Origin of the sequence: Tolypothrix sp. VBCCA 56010, assembly GCF_050875635.1 — a bacterium.
Classification (GTDB): Bacteria; Cyanobacteriota; Cyanobacteriia; order Cyanobacteriales; family Nostocaceae; genus Hassallia.
The window spans coordinates 21,286-39,551 of the sequence record NZ_JBPAOH010000030.1 but is presented as its reverse complement, the minus strand read 5'-3'; the positions used below and the strand labels follow the sequence as shown (position 1 = coordinate 39,551).

General features: G+C 43.8%; 17 protein-coding genes. 9 read left to right on the top strand and 8 right to left on the bottom strand.

The window, feature by feature from the left end; translation table 11 throughout:
- Positions 1-53: 53 nt before the first annotated feature.
- A complete protein-coding gene (rsmH, locus tag AABK37_RS12985) occupies positions 54-977 on the bottom strand; it encodes a 16S rRNA (cytosine(1402)-N(4))-methyltransferase RsmH (RefSeq protein WP_432551979.1) in 924 nt (307 codons plus the stop codon).
- A gap of 914 nt (positions 978-1,891) precedes the next feature.
- Here rsmH and AABK37_RS12980 point away from each other — a divergent pair.
- Together AABK37_RS12980 and AABK37_RS12975 are read left to right on the top strand one after the other, a co-directional pair.
- Complete coding sequence (locus AABK37_RS12980; protein WP_432551978.1) at positions 1,892-3,076, top strand: NAD(P)H-quinone oxidoreductase subunit H; 1,185 nt, start codon at positions 1,892-1,894, stop codon at positions 3,074-3,076.
- A gap of 408 nt (positions 3,077-3,484) precedes the next feature.
- The gene (locus AABK37_RS12975) at positions 3,485-4,024 is read left to right on the top strand and encodes a GAF domain-containing protein (RefSeq protein ID WP_432551977.1); all 540 of its coding nucleotides are present in this window, start codon (positions 3,485-3,487) and stop codon (positions 4,022-4,024) included.
- Between the two features lie 71 nt (positions 4,025-4,095).
- Here AABK37_RS12975 and AABK37_RS12970 read toward each other — a convergent pair whose 3' ends face one another.
- Entirely contained in the window at positions 4,096-4,539 is a 444-nt protein-coding gene (locus AABK37_RS12970; protein ID WP_432551976.1) for a hypothetical protein, read from the bottom strand.
- A gap of 187 nt (positions 4,540-4,726) precedes the next feature.
- Here AABK37_RS12970 and AABK37_RS12965 point away from each other — a divergent pair, with 187 nt between their 5' ends.
- Positions 4,727-5,116, top strand: coding sequence for a VOC family protein (locus tag AABK37_RS12965; protein ID WP_432551975.1), 390 nt, complete (start codon positions 4,727-4,729; stop codon positions 5,114-5,116).
- Positions 5,117-5,275: 159 nt separating this feature from the next.
- On the opposite strand, the gene AABK37_RS12960 is transcribed toward AABK37_RS12965, so the two are convergent.
- Entirely contained in the window at positions 5,276-7,411 is a 2,136-nt protein-coding gene (locus AABK37_RS12960; RefSeq protein WP_432551974.1) for an NAD(P)/FAD-dependent oxidoreductase, read from the bottom strand.
- 160 nt (positions 7,412-7,571) lie between these two features.
- On the opposite strand from AABK37_RS12960, the gene AABK37_RS12955 reads away from it, so the two are divergent.
- Positions 7,572-7,805, top strand: coding sequence for a hypothetical protein (locus AABK37_RS12955; protein ID WP_089127557.1), 234 nt, complete (start codon positions 7,572-7,574; stop codon positions 7,803-7,805).
- A 92-nt stretch (positions 7,806-7,897) separates the two neighbouring features.
- On the opposite strand, the gene AABK37_RS12950 is transcribed toward AABK37_RS12955, so the two are convergent.
- Together AABK37_RS12950 and cimA are read right to left on the bottom strand one after the other, a co-directional pair.
- Entirely contained in the window at positions 7,898-8,083 is a 186-nt protein-coding gene (locus AABK37_RS12950; protein ID WP_432551973.1) for a hypothetical protein, read from the bottom strand.
- A 19-nt stretch (positions 8,084-8,102) separates the two neighbouring features.
- Positions 8,103-9,830, bottom strand: a complete 1,728-nt coding sequence (gene cimA, locus AABK37_RS12945; protein ID WP_432551972.1) for a citramalate synthase — start codon at positions 9,828-9,830, stop codon at positions 8,103-8,105.
- Between the two features lie 73 nt (positions 9,831-9,903).
- Here cimA and AABK37_RS12940 point away from each other — a divergent pair, with 73 nt between their 5' ends.
- Complete coding sequence (locus AABK37_RS12940; protein ID WP_432551971.1) at positions 9,904-10,407, top strand: 2Fe-2S iron-sulfur cluster-binding protein; 504 nt, start codon at positions 9,904-9,906, stop codon at positions 10,405-10,407.
- 15 nt (positions 10,408-10,422) lie between these two features.
- On the top strand, positions 10,423-10,764 hold the full coding sequence (locus AABK37_RS12935; protein ID WP_039747394.1) for a hypothetical protein: 342 nt from the start codon (positions 10,423-10,425) through the stop codon (positions 10,762-10,764).
- Between the two features lie 3 nt (positions 10,765-10,767).
- On the opposite strand, the gene AABK37_RS12930 is transcribed toward AABK37_RS12935, so the two are convergent.
- A complete protein-coding gene (locus AABK37_RS12930; RefSeq protein ID WP_432551970.1) occupies positions 10,768-11,016 on the bottom strand; it encodes a hypothetical protein in 249 nt (82 codons plus the stop codon).
- Positions 11,017-11,083: 67 nt separating this feature from the next.
- Here AABK37_RS12930 and thiO point away from each other — a divergent pair, with 67 nt between their 5' ends.
- The 3 genes from thiO to AABK37_RS12915 all read left to right on the top strand — a co-directional run bounded on the left by thiO (position 11,084) and on the right by AABK37_RS12915 (position 17,134).
- Positions 11,084-13,198, top strand: coding sequence for a glycine oxidase ThiO (thiO, locus tag AABK37_RS12925; RefSeq protein WP_432551969.1), 2,115 nt, complete (start codon positions 11,084-11,086; stop codon positions 13,196-13,198).
- Between the two features lie 290 nt (positions 13,199-13,488).
- Positions 13,489-13,668, top strand: a complete 180-nt coding sequence (gene psb34, locus AABK37_RS12920) for a photosystem II assembly protein Psb34 (protein ID WP_432551968.1) — start codon at positions 13,489-13,491, stop codon at positions 13,666-13,668.
- 1,258 nt (positions 13,669-14,926) lie between these two features.
- Positions 14,927-17,134, top strand: coding sequence for a tetratricopeptide repeat protein (locus tag AABK37_RS12915; RefSeq protein ID WP_432551967.1), 2,208 nt, complete (start codon positions 14,927-14,929; stop codon positions 17,132-17,134).
- On the opposite strand, the gene AABK37_RS12910 is transcribed toward AABK37_RS12915, so the two are convergent.
- Together AABK37_RS12910 and AABK37_RS12905 are read right to left on the bottom strand one after the other, a co-directional pair.
- Complete coding sequence (locus AABK37_RS12910; protein ID WP_432551966.1) at positions 17,101-17,289, bottom strand: hypothetical protein; 189 nt, start codon at positions 17,287-17,289, stop codon at positions 17,101-17,103. The genes AABK37_RS12915 and AABK37_RS12910 overlap by 34 nt on opposite strands.
- On the bottom strand, positions 17,289-18,179 hold the full coding sequence (locus tag AABK37_RS12905; RefSeq protein WP_432551965.1) for an NAD(P)-dependent oxidoreductase: 891 nt from the start codon (positions 18,177-18,179) through the stop codon (positions 17,289-17,291). The genes AABK37_RS12910 and AABK37_RS12905 overlap by 1 nt, the downstream gene beginning before the upstream one ends.
- Positions 18,180-18,266: the final 87 nt, after the last annotated feature.

The following is an 18,266-nucleotide window of genomic DNA, read 5'->3' as shown; positions in this document are numbered from 1 at the left end:
TCCTCCACTCTCCCACTCCCCCACTCTCCCACTCCTCCACTCCCCCACTCCCCTCACTCTTTCCTTTCTGCGATTCTCAACTTAGCAGAGCGCGATCGCACATTATTGGCAATTTCATCTTCTTGAGCAGTAATTGGCTTTTTTGTCAATACCCTTAACAACGGTGAATTTCTTAAACCGTGTTTCACCAGACGGTCTTCCAAACTGTGAAAACTGATAATGGCGATTCTGCCACCGGGTAAAAGCGCTTCTGGGGCTTTTTCGAGAAACGTTTCTAAAGACTTTAACTCATCGTTAACGACAATGCGTAAAGCTTGAAACACGCGAGTAGCTGGGTGAATTCTCCCATAACGGTATTTCGGGGGGACAGAATAAGCGATCGCCTCAGCTAATTCCGTTGTCGTCTGAAACGGACGTTTTTCGACAATTCGTCTGGCAATGCGTCGCGAAAGTCGTTCTTCACCGTATGTAAAGAAAATATTTGCTAACTCTGTTTCATCCCAATCATTAATCACATCAGCAGCCGTTAACGATTGTCCTCGATCCATCCGCATATCCAAAGGAGCGCTAGAGCGAAAACTAAAACCCCGTGACGCTGTATCGAGATGGTGAGAGCTAACGCCCAAATCGGCGATAATACCAGAGTAAGTGCTTGGAGGAAATTTATAAGCAGCAAAATTGCTCTTGATGAATTGTATGCGAGCCTCCTTTGGAGGAGCTACGCTAACGCCAAACTCTCCTAATTGCTTTTTTGCGGCAATCAAAGCATCATCATCTCGATCCATTGCCGTCAATTGTACATCTGGTGCAGCTTCTAAGATTAACCGACTGTGACCGCCACCGCCTACAGTAGCATCTAAATAATGTCCACCAGGATGCACCGCTAAACCCTCAACTACCTCTCGACTCAAAACCGGAATATGTGAGAAAGTTGCTTCGTCTTCTGTATCAAATTGTGTTTCCGAATCGCTTTTCATTGAACTTATTTAAAAAGAGTTCCGAATGATAGGAATAACACAGATAAACACAGTTTAGAGCAATCAAAAAAGCCTTCCGGAGCGTATAGCACCACATAGGTATTATGTAGGTTAGGCATCTTGCCTAAGTGCGATCGCACAAACTAACTAGCCCAACCTTAAAAAACATTAAATGTAGGGTGCGTTATGGCTAACGCACCCTACGCGGGTCTTATGTTTAATTTGGTTGACTTACTTATCAGCCCGTGCTACATAGGTTACAATCAGGCAGAAATCGCCCATAACTCTAGTTGTCAAAGTGTGAACGCAATTGTGCATCTGTATTTATACCAGCTGCTGCTAAGTCTGGATTTGCAGATCGATAGTGATTAGCATCAAACAAATTTACACTCATATTTCATCCACCCAATGGTATATGTTTTAGCCCAAAGTATCATAAGAAAAATTTCTGAGTATTTTTTATTACGTAAAAATTAAAAAATAGTATTATTACTTAGAAACTAAATCCCGATGGAAAAATAGCAGTATTGTTACTGAGGTAAAATTAAAGTAATTCCTTAATTTTTGAGATAAAAAACTAATTAGCCATCAAAAATTCCAATCGTGGCTAAGTAGCAAATTTATGATAGATAGTAAAAATACTTAAATAAATTGCGGTAAGATAAATAAAGCAAGTATTTAGAAGTAGAACATCATTCTCAGGCGATCGCACAAACATTGCTTGTTTAGGCAAAACCTTCTTTCGCGGTCGTCTGTCAATATAATTAAACTAATGAGATAAAAGTTAAACACCTTCAAAAATCCGCAGTTTACACCTGTGGCGTTTTGATGTGTTTATGACATTCACAATGTCATGTCAAGAAAGTCTAAATTGACGGTTAACTGCACAAGTGTTCCAAAGGGGATATTAACTAATGGCAAGAATTGAAACCCGCACAGAACCGATGGTGCTAAACATGGGACCTCACCATCCCTCAATGCACGGGGTTATGCGGTTAATTGTCACCCTAGATGGCGAAGATGTCATCGACTGTGAACCGGTCATCGGCTATCTACACCGGGGGATGGAAAAAATTGCCGAGAACCGCACTAATATAATGTACGTCCCCTACGTCAGTCGGTGGGACTATGCAGCGGGAATGTTTAACGAAGCTGTCACCGTCAACGCACCGGAAAAACTAGCCAATGTTGCCGTTCCCAAACGCGCTAGCTACATCCGCGTTATCATGCTGGAATTGAATCGCATTGCCAACCATTTGCTGTGGTTTGGTCCATTCTTGGCTGACGTTGGCGCACAAACTCCGTTTTTCTATCAATTCCGCGAAAGAGAGTTGATTTACGATCTGTGGGAAGCTGCCACAGGTTATCGGATGGTAAATCACAACTACTTCCGGATTGGTGGTGTCGCGGCTGATTTACCCTACGGTTGGATAGATAAATGCTTGGATTTTTGCGACTATTTTATCCCGAAAGTTGACGAATACGAGCGCTTAGTTACCGATAACCCGATTTTCCGGCGTCGTGTTGAAGGTGTTGGTACTATTACTCGCGATGAAGCAATTAACTGGGGACTATCTGGTCCGATGTTACGCGCATCTGGGGTAAAGTGGGATTTACGGAAAGTTGACCACTACGAATGTTACGACGATTTCGACTGGGATGTGCATTGGGAAACTGCGGGTGATTGCTTCGCTCGATACGTCGTGCGGATGCGAGAAATGCGCGAATCGGTGAAAATTATTCGTCAAGCGATCGCCAAACTTCCTGGTGGACCTTTTGAGAACTTAGAAGCCAAGCGCATGGCTGCTGGTAAAAAATCCGAGTGGGATGCTTTTGATTACCAGTATATTGGCAAGAAAATTTCCCCCACCTTCAAAATTCCCAAAGGAGAAATTTACTCCCGCGTCGAAAGCGGCAAAGGTGAACTGGGAATTTATCTCATAGGCGATGATAACGTCTTCCCTTGGCGGTGGAAAATTCGCGCTGCTGATTTCAACAACGTGCAAATTATACCTCATTTATTGCGCGGTGTGAAGTTAGCAGATATTGTCGTAATTCTCGGCAGTATTGACATCATCATGGGGTCAGTAGATAGATAAGCCTTTCTCGTTCCTAGGCTCAAGCCTGGGAACACAATTATGTAGGGTGCTGCCTCGGAACTTTTAAAAAAAGTGCAATATTTCAACTTTACCCAATTATTGTAATTATATTAGTTCCTAAAGAAATGTGATTTTCAACACGCACAAAGTTATTATTTGATAATAATTAAAAACAGTGTTTCTGACGGAGATTTTGGGAAAATAATATTTTTATATTTGATTTATATTTTTGCCTTGTAGCTATTGTAAATTATTAATTTTTTATTTTAAATTTGCCAAAACAGTTAACTGGTAATATGATTGGAGAAAAAATTAATCGCTATTGTCAGGTAGGGATTTATTTAGATAGAGGTCTGATAAGTTACCATATAAATTCAAGAATATTTACTGAGCAGTCATTTGGAACCTGTGGAAATTCATTCACATTTCAGATTTGACCCTAGTTCAAATAGGCATCATGACAGGGGTTTACAACGAGTACTCGATCGCCTTTGTCAAACAATCGAGCGGGATGCATTAGTTAGACAAACAACGAACCAACTCCGAGAGTTACTTCAGGTTGATCGGGTGGTTTTGTATTATTTTTACGAAAAGTGGTCCGGACAAGTAACTTTTGAATCTTTGAGCGATCGCTCATTATCAATTTTAGGTTCAACCGGACCTGATGATTGTTTTAACAATGAATATGCTGATATGTATTTAGCAGGAAGAGTCAGAGCGATCGCTGATATAGAATTAGAACCAATCCAGCCTTGTCACCGAGATTTTCTTCGTCATTTACAAGTTCGCGCTAACCTAGTTGTACCAGTTTTGATTCCTAGAGGTTTATGGGGATTGCTAATAGCTCATCACTGTCAAGCACCTCGCTCTTGGTTAGCATCAGATATTGAACTGATGCAACAAAAAGCACAAACTCTCGCCACCGCTTCTTGTATTCTAGAAAGTTAAATGGGGCATTAGGCATTGGGCATTGGGCATTGGGCATTGGGCATTGGGCATTGGGCATTGGGCATTGGCAACTATCTCGAGGAATAAACCATGTATAGTGTAGAGTTTTGATACCAGTAATATTTAGGGTAAAAATTATTTTTTGTAATCCATATTGTTGTACTCGAAAGTGGTTTTTTGATAAAATATTTTGGATGATTGCCATTTTCCCATTCTCTTGGCTTTAAGTCATCAGGCAGCTTATTTTTGAAGTCGTCATATTTAACTAAATTTTGATTTTTAATCAGCATTTGAAAATACTCTTTTGACACATTGACAGCAATTCGCGCCTGTGGGTCAGGAGTATCACCAATAATCTCATACTGTAAATTTGCATAAGTGTTAGGCAAAGGCTCACCCAGCCACTTACCAATTTCTTGTACAGGTGGAGATTGTGCGGTTTTGTAACTGTAATTGTTACCAAAGTTTAAGCATCCAGCAAGCAAAATTAAGCAGATTAATAAGTAAATGGGCATAAATAAACGCGCTTATTAGTAGTAAGGGCTTCAGCCCTTCTCATTCTTGATATGAGCGGTAAACCGCTCACTACGTACTTCGTAAAAAACGCGAAAATAAAAACATGTTAAATTACTTTACAGGTTTTTGTTTTCAGCTATTGGGGTAGGATTGATTTGCGATCGCACGCATACAGGAAGCAAAACCATGAAATTTGGTTACACAGTTATTTGGGTAGACGACGTAATTAAAACCGTCGAGTTTTATGAAAAAGCCTTTGGTTTAGTTCGTCGCACTCTCCGGGAAATTGGTGAGTCTGTCTGGGCAGAATTAGAAACCGGTAGCACGACGCTTGCTTTCTCCTCAAGCAACGAAGCGCAGAAGTTATTTCCGGGTGGCTGTCATCCCAACAATTCTGCCCAACCTCCAGCTTCAATTCAACTATCATTCGTCACCCCTGACGTTGGTACTGCTTATATGAGAGCGATCGGTGTCGGTGCAAAAGGATTAGATGCACCAAAACCCCAGCCTGGAGGACACACAATCGCTCGCGTGCGCGATCCAAATGGCGTGCTTGTATCTTTGGTTAGTGGGTAATGGGGAATGGGGAATAGGGCATGGGGCATGGGGCATAAGGCATGGGGCATGGAAAGAATTTCTTATTCCCAATTCCCAGTGCCCGATGCCCATTGCCCATTGCCAAATTCCCAATTTCCAATTCCCAATTACCTATTACCCATTACCAATCCCCAATTCTCAATGACTAATTTGAATTCTCGCTTTTGGGCTGAGTTTTGCTACCTGATTTTGGGCACGCGGTTTGCCAATGGTGAGGGCGTAATTAAGTGCTAACAACCTCAACCACAATGCAGGATTGCGGGTTTCTAGCCAAGGCTGGATTCGCTTGAGGAAGCGGGGAAACCATCGAATGAGTAAAGCGCTATTTAAAGCGTAACGACCAAAGTTCAAGTAGTTACTTAGCCACCGCATTAAATCTTTTGGTCCTGCAAGTTGCCAAATCCACAGCAACAATGCCGGATTTGTGCGAGCTGCTTTTAGTGCTAAACGGTTAAAGGTGAACCAATCGCATCTATCTTTAATGAAATTATCTGCCACTTCAAGGGGTTCGTCTGCTAATAGCCCAAAGAAGGTATTTAGCATCGAGTTAATCCGTTGGGGTGGTAAAAATTTTCCTGTGGGAACCATCATTCCTTTGGAAAATAGCCAAGTTACGGAAACGTTACTTTGGTAAGCGCTAATTTGGTTCAGGTGTCGGAAACTGAGCAAGTCATGCTTGAGGGCTACATCTAAAAGAGTTGTTAAGCGTTCTAAGTTGCGAACTAAAGAACCAAAGCCGGTAAAAACAAGGGGAGATTGCAGAGAAGCGGCGTCACCGATCGCTAATAATCGATCGAAAGCAACTTTGCGATCGCCATTTCTCACACTAAAATATCCCGGTATATATCCAAATGTCGGTTTTTTCCACACCAGCTTATCCATATCGCAGCGTCGATACTCTGGCAAAATCGTGAAGAAGTCCTCGTACATTTCCAGCAGCGAACCGGGATTTTGCCGATTTACTTCGTGGTAGTGAAATAAATAAATCGTCAATTCTTCACCGGCTCCGGGAAATAATTCCCAAATCAACTGTCTTCCCCGCGAAATATCTCCGTGGCTGTTGAGAACGTCGCCATACTGCGAATCCCACGCCCCTGGCTCAAATCCACCATCAATTACTGCTCCCACCGTTGGACAAACACTGTCAAAAGCCCGACCGCCATTTAATTGCCAAGCGATCGGCGAAGCAGTTCCCATCGCATCCACCAGCACTCGCCCACTAACTTGCTTTTCAGTTTGACTGGGTAAATCCTTGACATTAATTACTACTTGTGTATTACTAATATCTGCCCGGATAAACTCTGTCTCATCCCAGATTTCACCGCCAGCGGCTTTGAGCTTTTGTCCGCATAATTGCAGCCATTTATCGGAATCCAAGGCTACATTTAGCACAGTGGGAGTGTGCAGTATAGGCGATCGCAATTTCTCCGGATTATTACCATCAAAAAACTTATTAAATCCGTCTTTGTACTCTCGTGCAATGATAGATTCCACCTCAGCGGGAGTCACCAAACCCAGATTAATCAAGCTTTGAATTTCATCACGGGAAATATTCCATTCCCGATTCATCCTTCCAAAAGGCAATCTCTCCACTAACAACACCTTATACCCCAATTGCGCCATCACCGCCGCATGAATCGCCCCTAAAGCGCCGCCGATGTAGATCAAATCGTAGGTAGGAGAGGAGGAGGGGGAGAGGGGGAAAGAATTACTATTTTTCTCCTTGTCCCCTTGTCCCCTTGTCTCCCTGTCCCCAAGTCTGTCCTCAAAGATTACCTGACGCGGTTGCTTGGGATTACGCACACCTTCGCGCCATCGTTGTTCCCACCAGTAAGCGCGTTGCAGGTCATATTCACCTTTGGGCATTTTCTGGAAATACTTGACGGTGAGAGGATAATAAGGCGCTAGCGCTTCAAAAATTGATTGTTTGGATAAATCAATTGGTGGCGGTTCCGGGTAATGGTGGGGAAAGCGGCTTCTGATTTGATTAGTCAGGCTTTGTAAGATTTTCCTTTCATGAGGGAAAGGCTTATCTCCCCAACGGAAAGCTTTTAAATACGTGGTTCGCTGTACCGACCAGACAAATACAGAAATTTCTGTAAATAATTTTTCGGTAATTGTCACCTCATCAGTTGTAGTATGTGGAATCTTTAAACGGAAACCTGAGGGGGTGAGTACTTTTTCCCCAGTATCTAGTTCAAAATCTGCTTGCAACCACTCGCGTACAGCCGTTGTATCCGGAGTGGGAATTTCTAAATAAAGTATTTGTTTCATTTTTCTGACATTTCCGATGAATCTACTCATTAAGACAGATTTAAGAAAGGAAGCAATTAAGGTAAACTCCGCCCTATCGGTCGAATAAATATTCAGTGAAGAAACTTTAATAGTTTGTCAAATTCGTTCTTCATTTTGTAATTATCTGTAAACGCACGCCATGAATTATCCCATCCCACACAGTCCCCAAGAAATTGTTAATTTACGACAAAACCCCGTTGATGAAGAATTAGTTGCAGCTGCGATCGCCGGAGTAATTAAAATTGTCCGCTCTCAAGGTCAATCTTTGGAAGAATTAACAGCTCAGGTGTTAGCAGATGACCAAATGCTGGATAAGCAACAACGACGCTGGTTGAGTCAAGTAGTCGCCCAAGCTTGGGAAACTATCTCATAAAAGATAGCGCTTGCCGATTTCTTCACCGATCTTAAAGATTTTAGTAGTTAGGCTGCCCCTTGTGTAAGCCTTTTCCCAAATTGCCGCTTAACCTATGTGGGTATGGGAGTGTTAAATGTTTGTCTGGGATTGGCAATTTGGCTACTGTAAAGTTGGAATGAGGGTAATGGGTAATTGGTAATGGGTAATTGGTAATGGGTAATTGGTGATTGGGCAATGGGCATCGGGCATCGGTAATAATTCTTTCCCATTACCATTCCCCATGCCCCATGCCCCATGCCCCATTCCCCATTACCCTCAACTAGAAGCATTCAGCGCTACTTCAGCTTGTGAATGCAATAACAAACCATATTCCAACCCTTCCACCACCGCATGATAGGAAGCCTCCAAAATGTTGGTAGAAACTCCTACAGTTGTCCAGCGTTGATGACTATTGCGCGATTCCACCAAAACGCGGGTTTTCGCTGCTGTACCCGTATGTCCGTTAAGAATCCGCACTTTGTAATCTGTCAATTCAAAAGCGGCAATTTGCGGATAGAAGTTGACCAAAGCTTTGCGTAACGCTGCATCCAAAGCCGCAACCGGTCCGTTACCTTCCGCAGCTTCGAGAATATCCTTATCGTTGACAGTTACTTTCACAGTCGCTAAAGCACTGGTACTTTCTTTTCCTTCCACTAAGTCACAGTGTACTTGAAACCCTTTAATTTCAAAAAATAAAGGACGTTTTTCCAAACCTTCGCGCATCAGCAACTCAAAACTTGCCTCCGCTGCTTCAAATTGATATCCTTCACTCTCCAAATCTTTCAAGCGTTGGAGAATTTCCCGTGCTTGTGGATTTTGCTTATCTAGTTCAATCCCAAAACTGCGGGCTTTTGCCAAAACGTTACTCAGTCCAGCTTGTTCGGAAATGACAATGCGGCGACGATTACCAATTTGTTCTGGCTGAATGTGTTCATAAGTTAAGGGATTGCGTTCTACCGCTGAAACATGGATACCACCTTTATGGGCAAATGCCGATCGCCCGACAAAAGGGGCATGTTCATCAGGTGCAAGATTGACAACTTCGCTGACAAAGCGACTAGCTTCTGTTAGCTTAGATAGCTGGTTTTCTTGTATACAGCTATAACCTAGCTTGAGTTGCAAATTCGGAATCAAAGAACACAAATTAGCATTACCGCAGCGTTCACCATAACCGTTAATTGTACCTTGCACCATCCTTGCCCCTGCCATAACAGCAGCTAAGGCGTTAGCAACTGCCGTATCTGAATCATTATGAGTGTGAATGCCAATTTGGGGAATTGGGAATTGGTAATTGGGGAGGCAGTGCCTCCGCAACGCACTGCCTCCCCCATGCCCCATGACGGCAGGTGCTACAACGTTTGTGACCTCCGCAACGCACTGCCTCCCCCATGCCCTATTCGCCATTACCACATCTTGAACAATTTGGCTAATTTCGTGTGGTAAAGTTCCGCCATTAGTATCGCAGAGGACGAGCCATTCAGCACCAGCCGTAGCTGCTGCCTCTAATGTCTGTAAAGCGTATTCCCGATTGTGTTTGTAGCCATCAAACCAGTGTTCCGCATCGTATATAACGCGACGACCAGAAGCGCGAAGATACTCAATCGTGTCGCGAATCATCGCTAAATTTTCTGCTAAACTTGTCTTCAGACCTTCTGTGACGTGTAAATCCCAAGACTTACCAAAAATTGTCACCCAGCGAGTACCAGCAGCAAGAATGGCTTGCAACATTGGCTCATCTGCCGCATTGGTGTTCGGTCTTCTGGTCGAGCAAAATGCAACAATTTCTGCTACTTTTAGCGGATCTTCTTGTAATTGCCAGAAAAACTGTACATCCTTTGGATTTGCTCCGGGCCATCCTCCTTCAATAAAGGGTACACCAAGCCGATCCAACCTGCGAGCAATGCGTAGTTTATCTTCTATAGACACTGATAGCCCTTCGCGTTGAGTGCCATCCCGTAGCGTGGTGTCATAGATCCAAAGTGGGGGTGAGGGATTTTCGGTCATAAAAGTACAATAGAGACAACTTTCAAAGCGATGTGCCAATATACAACAAAAAGCCAGTTCGGAAATTTGAGCAATGCCTAAGGTACTAGCTCAAGGTAAAACAATTGAGTGCGAGAAGAAAGCAAACTTACGCAAAGTTTTGCTGCACAATGGTATTGACCTCTACAATGGCGGCGCATCATTCATAAACTGTCGGGGTATTGGCAGTTGTGGTACTTGTGCCGTCAAAGTAGAACCAGAAGTGTCAGCGGCTAATTGGCGTGACAATGCGAGGCGATCGCTTCCTCCCCATTCTCCTACATCAAACCTACTTAAGCTCATCCCACCCCGCGCGTGGAGTGGGATGAGAGCGGGCATGGGGAATGGGGCATGGGGCATGGGAAAGAATGCCAATGCCCAATGCGATAGGGCCCCAAGTCGGCGGGCGACGGTTCATCCCACCCCGCGCGTGGAGTGGGCTTTCCCGCCGGCTTTCTGTAAGAAAAGCCAAACTCAGGTTTTAGGGGATGTGAAAGTAACAAAATTTGATGGGTTTTGGGGACAAGGTTCTCAAATAGTGTGGACAGCAGAAGGTTAAAAAGGAGATAAAAACATGGGTAGATGGACACCGCTAATTCTTATGGCTGGAGGCTTGGCAATTTTGCTAGGTACATTGTTAGGTATAAACTTTCCTATGGGTGGACAAAATGCAAGCGCTCCACCTGTCAGGGGTAGATCCGAAGTCTTACCTGCCAATCTTAATGTTAATAGCAGTGGCACGAGAAATCAGGGCGAAAATCGCAACAGCGTTGCTCAGAATAACTCTCAAGAGTCAACTAGCGAAAATAATCAAGAGCAAACCGATAACACTCCAGACCCAACCCCTGATAATTCTCAATCACCCGACCAATCAACTGATACAAATTCCGGCGGACCAGTTCGCGCTTTATGGTAGGAACTACAAGGCGCGATTTGGGAATTGGGAATTGGTAATTGGGCATGGGGCATTGGGGATTGGGCATTGGGCATTGGGAATTGGTAATTGGTAATTGGTAATTGAGAATTGGTAATTGGTAACGTATTTTTTCCCATTACCCATTCCCCATGCCCCATGACGGCAGGTGCTCCACTTGGGGAGACCCCAAGACCGCACTGCCTCCCCCATGCCCCATGCCCCATTACCCATTACCCATTCCCCATTCCCCATTCCCCGTGTTTGTTCAGAGTTATGAGTTGTTAGTATCTAAGAACTAATAACTAATGATTAATAACTAATGAATAATGACGTTTTAATTATCGGTGGCGGCGTTATTGGTTTAGCGATCGCCATTGAACTAAAATTGCGAAGTTGCAATGTTACCGTACTTTGCCGCGACTTTAAAGCTGCCGCCACCCACGCAGCTGCCGGGATGTTAGCACCAGATGCCGAAAACATCTCAGGTGAGGCGATGCAGTCTTTGTGTAGGCGATCGCGTCGTTTATATCCCGACTGGACACGCAAACTAGAAGACCTTACAGGCTTAAATACTGGTTACTCATCTTGCGGCATTTTAGCACCGATTTATGGGGAAGGGGGACTCCTTGGAGACAAGGAGACAAGGAGACAAGGGGGACGACTTGGGGGACAAGGAGGACGACTTGGGGGACAAGGGGGACGACTTGGAGGACAAGGAGGACGACTTGGGGAATTTTCACCTTATCTTCCCCACTCCCTACTCCCTAATCCCTACTCCCCCTCCTCCCAGGCTTACTGGTTAGATAAAGAAGCAATTCATCAATATCAGCCGGGATTGGCAGATGAAGTAGTTGGTGGCTGGTGGTATCCTGAAGATGGGCAAGTAGATAATAGAGCTTTAGCGCGGGTATTGTGGACAGCAGCAGAGTCCCTCGGCGTTGAACTCAAAGAAGGCGTTACAGTTGAAGCTATTGAACAGCAGCAAGGGCAAGTTTTAGGCGTACAAACTAACGCTCTTGCGATTCGTGCTGAACAGTATGTTTTAGCCGGGGGTGCTTGGTCGAATGAATTGTTACCCTTACCCGTGCGTCCGAAAAAAGGGCAAATGCTGAGTTTGCGATCGCCAGAATTTACTTCAGAATTGCCTTTAAAACGGATTTTGTATGGACAAGATATTTACATCGTACCAAGGCGCGACAGACGGATTATTTTAGGCGCAACTAGCGAAGATGTTGGCTTCACTCCTCACAACACCCCAGCTAGCATATCATACTTGCTACAAGCAGCTATCCGCCTATATCCGCAATTACAAGATTATCCGATTGAGGAATTATGGTGGGGATTTCGCCCTGCTACCCCCGATGAATTACCTATTCTTGGCACTAGTCACTGTAAAAATTTAACTTTAGCTATTGGTCATTACCGTAATGGTATTCTGCTCGCGCCGATAACAGCGACATTGATAGCCGATTTAATTTGCGAACAAAAATCAGATTCCCTACTAACTCATTTCAACTATTCGCGATTTCTCGCTAAGTCATCTACTACCATGCTTACTCATTCTGCGAATTCTTGTGCTGTGGGAGATATAAACGGGAAAACCGCGTTACCGAATATGGGCGGGGAAACCCCGCCCCTACGGGATTCACCTTTGATAATTGCTGGCAAAACTTTTCAATCTCGGTTGATGACGGGAACTGGTAAATATCGCAGCGTTGAGGAAATGCAACAAAGTATCATCGCTAGCGGTTGCCAAATTGTGACTGTCGCGGTGCGACGAGTACAAACTAAAGCACCGGGACATGAAAATTTAGCGGAAGCACTCGATTGGACAAAAATCTGGATGTTGCCGAATACCGCAGGTTGTCAAACCGCAGAAGAGGCGATTCGCGTTGCCCGTTTGGGACGGGAAATGGCAAAGCTATTAGGACAGGAAGATAATAATTTTGTCAAGTTGGAAGTGATACCCGATGCGAAATATTTACTTCCAGATCCAATCGGGACGCTGCAAGCGGCAGAACAACTGGTGAAAGAAGGTTTTGCTGTATTGCCTTATATCAATGCTGACCCAATGTTAGCGAAACGTTTGGAAGAAGTCGGTTGTGCAACTGTAATGCCTTTAGCATCGCCGATTGGATCTGGACAAGGACTGAAAACAACGGCGAATATTCAGATCATTATTGAAAATGCTGGTGTGCCGGTGGTGGTGGATGCGGGAATTGGATCGCCGTCAGAGGCAGCGCAGGCGATGGAAATGGGCGCAGATGCTTTGTTGATTAATAGCGCGATCGCTTTATCTCAAAACCCCGCAGCAATGGCGCAGGCGATGAATATGGCTACATACGCCGGTCGTCTGGCATACCTTGCCGGCAGAATGCCCATTAAAAATTATGCCAGCGCTAGTTCACCCCTTCAGGGGACAATCACTAGCTAGGGACGCTTGGGTTGGGGCGAGTCCGCAGCTCGCTTTTAGGTGGCACAAGCGTTCGTTTAATAGATCCAAGGGTATCCCACGACAACCTTCATGATGAAGGAATCGTCTCACATAAGGCGCTGGGTTATTGCAGGGGAGAGACAAATTAATTTCCCCACAAGAATGCAAAACTCATAAGTATAAGAGAAATAAGAATTATTAAGAAATGTAAAGATTTATGTCGAAAGTGAAAAGTAAAATCTTCAGCTTCTGTAACATTAAATAAACAAACACAAAGTAGGAATCAATTCATGCCGTACACAACAGAAGAAGGCGGTCGTCTGAATAATTTTGCCCGTGAACCAAAGGTATATCAAGCGGAACCTCTCAACGACGGACAAAAGCGCAACTATATTTTTCTGGGAATTGCCGCTACAGTTTTGGTTGGGGGCTTGATTTTCGTAGCCTTCTCTGTTTCTGGTGTGGCTTGATAAACGGTTTTTTGATTTTTTCCTTTGCGTGTTGAAGCTCATTTAATTGAGCGATCGCCTACATTTTGAGCTTGCATAAATGAAGTTGCAAGCGGACTCTACACAAAACTTAATTTTTACACTTTTTCGGGTTCCCAATTTTTGAGGAACCTAATTTTTTCGGGAAAGAGTACTTGACATAAAGACAAAATCATGGATTTAACAAGAGCGATCGCTCTTGTAAGGAAATATCTTCAGCGAAATCAAGTATTAGCGAAGATAAACTTTCTTGCGGAAGCTTTGAGAAATTCAGCTAACAAATAGCTTCGAGTGTAGTTTGTTGTTGTAGCAGTCGCAGCAATTGCTTGATTTACTCGATACCCTTGGGAAGTGCAGCACAAAGGAAAAGTCTTTTTGAATAGCATCGTGCAGGTAATATTTTTCTTCTTCGATCGCAGCTTTTAAGTAACTCGGAAAGAAAAATTCAATTGGCTTGAAGAAATATAAATTATTTGTAGGGTGTGTTGTGCAAGAGCGCAACTTCCTGTCAAGAATTCAAGGTGCGATCTTCCGTTCGGCATAACACAACGGCAATATTGCAGGAGGAATATCCACACTGCAACAAGCCGGACCCTACACTACATTTAAATTTCTTAACTTTACATTTGTTAAATTACATACTTGCTAACAAAAGTCTAAATACAATACGTCGGGTTTTTCAGTTGTCGGGAGGATGCTACTTTAACCTCTTACCAGTGCTAACATTATCTATAATTCATAGCTGAGAATTTATTGAATGCGTAAATTAGAGTAAATTTCCTATTAGCTAAGTATATTTTTATACTTTATTTTAGTTTTGATTGGAGAGAAGACATCGGTAATAATTCTTTCCCTCTTTCCCAATCATAAGCAGGTGCTACAACGCTTGGAACCCCACGCCAGTCGCCGAGGGCGTTCGTGACCTCCCAACGGGAGAGCGACTACGAATAGACGGTACAGGCAACCGCGCCCGTGGACTCACCGCACAGCGCTGGCGATCGCAACGCACTGCCTCCCCTTTTCCCCTCTTCAAATTCCCTAATCCCCAGTCCCCAATCCCTAATCCCTAGTTCCCGATTTATCCTGAACAGAGTCACAACCGCTTGAAAATCATAGTCATAGCTAGACTTTTAGGCTGCTTGCATAGACTCCACCCCGTAAGGAGTGGACAGTGCTAAAAACGGTCTTTGCCGCAAGGAACTGTCTGTGATGTAAACTGTGTTTTGGCTATGACGCCTCGATGAGCGTGAATGATACTGCACACACCAATAATTCAGCCTGGAATCGGCAAGTATATCACCGTCTGAAACTTGCCCTTAGTCTTCGCTTGCGACGACAAATCTTTTTGGCAGTATGTGATGATTTAAACCTGAGAAATCAGGTTGCAGCTCGTTTGCATTCAACTTTGGCTTATCCGGTTGGACAAGTACTGTATCAGCCATTAGATTGGCAAGAAAGCAGCACACCAGCTTATCCGCGATTAGTGACATTACGGTTGAATTTGAGCGACCCCAATTTGATCGCGCAAATAAATCAATGGTTAACTAATTATCCACCGCCACTTGTTGGAGCGTCAAAAGACTCACCGGGACGACCTTTGCCAATTCCGGCATTTCAAATTGTCGGAGTAGAGCAGTTAACCAGGCAACCAGTAGCAACACAACGTTTATTTTTACATTATCTGCGCTTAACCGAGCAGCATTTATCTCTCCAAGAATCGAATCGATTCTTAGAATCGAGTTTGTTATTGTGGGTACCGCGTCCTTGGTTACACGCTATCCAGCAGTCAGCACCGCAATTTTGGCGTTGTCGTACTGGTGTATTTATGTTTGCCGGCGAACCCACCCCGACGACGCAAAACCAAACTTCTCCAGAACGTTTATCGAGTTCGAGAAATTTGGATTTAGTCAGTTTTGAGGATGCGATTGTAGAAGAATCAGTTACGCAAAGAGAAATCACAGAAGCTGCTGACAACAATTTAAATTTCCCGGAAGATTTCGATTTTCAGACAGAAACCCCAGTTAGTCGCGGACATAAACCACCAGAAGTTCCTCAACCAAAATCGGAATTATTCATTGCTGCGACCCCCAAGGAAGAGACAGCTACATCCAGCCAAAGTGATATTTCATTGCCGCCGAGTTTGCCTCATGTTAGCAAAGAGTTAAGCGAGTTAGTACTGGCAACAATTAATCATGAAATCGCTCAAGAAGATGATACTTTGCAACCGCAGCAAATGCTTTTGGAAATTGAGGAATTACACTCACGACCAGAAGCGAATGAGGAACTAGCAGCAGCTTATCATCGCTTAGGAAATTTATATCGGATTCGCATTGAGCAAGGACAGTCAACGTTAGAAAACTTGATGGTAGCAATTGTTGCTTATCAGGAGGCTATTACTCATGACGAAACTTCACCCCAAGTACCAGATATATTAAATGACTTAGGTACACTTTATTGGATGCTGTACCGCACACCTCCCAATTCTGAGGAGGGACAAGCTTATATAGAACAGGGAATTAAATTTTATCAGTTAGCTTTAAACATGATTGCGCCCCAAACACACCCGGATACTTATGCGCGGGTGCAAAATAATTTGGGGACAGCTTATGGTGATTTAGCTCGTTTTTCTAATCCCTCAGAAAGTTGGATGCAAGCGGTTTCAGCTTACAACGAGGCTTTGCGCTATCGTACAGCAGAAATGGAGCCGTTGAAGTATGCTGCTTGTCAGAATAATTTAGGTACTGCTTATTGGCATTTGGCGCAATATAATCAACCAGTATTGCATTTGAAGAAGGCGATCGCATCTTACAACGAAGCGTTAGCTCTTTACAGCAGCGACAACGAACCGCTTAAATATGGGATGATTCAAAATAACATCGGCACTGCTAACTGGAATCTAGCACAATATGAAAATCCGGCGGAAAATTTGCAACAGGCGATCGATGCCTACTCTGAAGCTTTAAAATATCGTACACCCGCTAACGTTCCCACAGCAGCTGCTGCTACCCAAAATAATCTTGGTACCGCTTATTGGCATTTGGCAAATTTATCTCAAACTACAAGAGACGCACGGCACAAGTTTCTTAAACTTTGCATCACTGCATACGAAGAAGCCCTTGCGCTTGCTCATTCACTGAATGGTGTACCTCTCAGTTTTGATATCTTTGCTGCTCACAATAACTTAGGACTAGCACATTATCAACTAGCAACAGACCAGTATTTTGATTGCGACAAAGCAACTCGTTCTCAACAGCTAGAAGCAGCGTTAGATAATCATTTGCAAGCTTTAAATGGCTTGAGCAAACAACCAGAAGCTTATCAAACAACCTTCAATTATGTGGTAAAAACAGTTCGTGCATTCCACAATGAATTAGGAATACAAGGACAAAATCTTGCCTTATCTAAAGTTCCAGGTCAGTTGTTGCCAGAAATTTTATCAAAGTTGTAAATTGGTAATTGGTAATTGGGCATGGGGCATTGGGCATTGGGCATTGGGCAATGGGCATTGGGCATTGGGCATTGAGAATCGGATAAATTCTTCCTTGTCTCCTTGTCTCCTTGTCTCCTTGCCCGATGCCCGATGCCCGATGCCCCATTCCCCATTACCCACTACCAGTTTCCCATTCTTCATTACTATCTGAATTGATAGCAGAAAATAGTGATGAATAATCAGCAGTAGCTAATGACATTTTCATCGCCATTTGCAAAATTTCCCGCACACCTTCGATACTGCTGACATTCAAACCGACTGATTTTGCTTCATCGATAAATAAATCTGTGTCTTTAAGTAGATGCTTTGTCGGAAAATTCGGATTGGCATAATTGCCATCTAGCATCCGTTGCAGCTTTTCGTCAAATGTTGGCGCGTATAGAGGACTGTCTCGCAGTATTTGCATAAACAAGTCCACATCGACACCGTAACGCTGAACGAAACCGAGACTCACAGCAAAGCTGGTAGTTAAAGAAGCAATTAGTTGATTTAGCGCTAATTTGAGTGCAGAAGCACATCCCACCGAACCTACATGTATAGGTTCTGAACCAAAATGTTGCAATAACTGTAAATAGCGTTGATATTGATCGCGGTAAGCGCCTACCATGACAATTAGTTTGCCATCTGTTGCTTCGGGGATGCTACCTAAAACTGGTGCTTCTAAATACTCACCACCTGCGTTAACTACCGAATCTCTAATCTCTTTGCTTTCAGAAGGAGTAATTGTCCCCATTTGAATGACGGTGCGCCCAGCCAGAGTTCGCCAAGAAGTATCCGAAAGCAGTACACTATAAATTGCTCCGGCGTTAGTCAGCATGAGAATTACACAATCAGCAGCGCGAATTGCGTGCCGGGGATGCGCTGCAATTTCAGCGCCAGCTGCTTGTAATGGTGCTAATTTTTCTGGGGTGCGGTTGTAGGCGATTAGCTGTATATTTGCTGCTAATAACCTTTGAGCCATAGGTAGCCCCATTAATCCAGTTCCCAGAAATGCCACCTTCATTATTATTCTTCCTTTCGCACACGCGATCGCTTTTCAATAAAACCGAAAGCTAATAGCTATTAGCTATTAGCTGATTTCCCGATAAGC

What these genes read in the sequence shown, in the direction of transcription:
- AABK37_RS12965 (WP_432551975.1), top strand. Translation starts at nt 4,727, where the DNA reads ATGAAATTTGGTTACACAGTTATTTGGGTAGACGACGTAATTAAAACC.
- AABK37_RS12960 (WP_432551974.1), bottom strand. Translation starts at nt 7,411, where the DNA reads ATGAAACAAATACTTTATTTAGAAATTCCCACTCCGGATACAACGGCT.
- cimA (WP_432551972.1), bottom strand. Translation starts at nt 9,830, where the DNA reads ATGACCGAAAATCCCTCACCCCCACTTTGGATCTATGACACCACGCTA.
- psb34 (WP_432551968.1), top strand. Translation starts at nt 13,489, where the DNA reads ATGCCGTACACAACAGAAGAAGGCGGTCGTCTGAATAATTTTGCCCGT.
- AABK37_RS12910 (WP_432551966.1), bottom strand. Translation starts at nt 17,289, where the DNA reads ATGGGGAATGGGGCATCGGGCATCGGGCATCGGGCAAGGAGACAAGGA.
- AABK37_RS12935 (WP_039747394.1), top strand. Translation starts at nt 10,423, where the DNA reads ATGGGTAGATGGACACCGCTAATTCTTATGGCTGGAGGCTTGGCAATT.
- AABK37_RS12980 (WP_432551978.1), top strand. Translation starts at nt 1,892, where the DNA reads ATGGCAAGAATTGAAACCCGCACAGAACCGATGGTGCTAAACATGGGA.
- thiO (WP_432551969.1), top strand. Translation starts at nt 11,084, where the DNA reads ATGAATAATGACGTTTTAATTATCGGTGGCGGCGTTATTGGTTTAGCG.
- AABK37_RS12930 (WP_432551970.1), bottom strand. Translation starts at nt 11,016, where the DNA reads ATGGGGAATGGGGAATGGGTAATGGGTAATGGGGCATGGGGCATGGGG.
- AABK37_RS12955 (WP_089127557.1), top strand. Translation starts at nt 7,572, where the DNA reads ATGAATTATCCCATCCCACACAGTCCCCAAGAAATTGTTAATTTACGA.
- AABK37_RS12940 (WP_432551971.1), top strand. Translation starts at nt 9,904, where the DNA reads ATGCCTAAGGTACTAGCTCAAGGTAAAACAATTGAGTGCGAGAAGAAA.
- AABK37_RS12950 (WP_432551973.1), bottom strand. Translation starts at nt 8,083, where the DNA reads ATGGGGCATGGGGCATGGGGAATGGTAATGGGAAAGAATTATTACCGA.
- rsmH (WP_432551979.1), bottom strand. Translation starts at nt 977, where the DNA reads ATGAAAAGCGATTCGGAAACACAATTTGATACAGAAGACGAAGCAACT.
- AABK37_RS12905 (WP_432551965.1), bottom strand. Translation starts at nt 18,179, where the DNA reads ATGAAGGTGGCATTTCTGGGAACTGGATTAATGGGGCTACCTATGGCT.
- AABK37_RS12915 (WP_432551967.1), top strand. Translation starts at nt 14,927, where the DNA reads ATGAGCGTGAATGATACTGCACACACCAATAATTCAGCCTGGAATCGG.
- AABK37_RS12970 (WP_432551976.1), bottom strand. Translation starts at nt 4,539, where the DNA reads ATGCCCATTTACTTATTAATCTGCTTAATTTTGCTTGCTGGATGCTTA.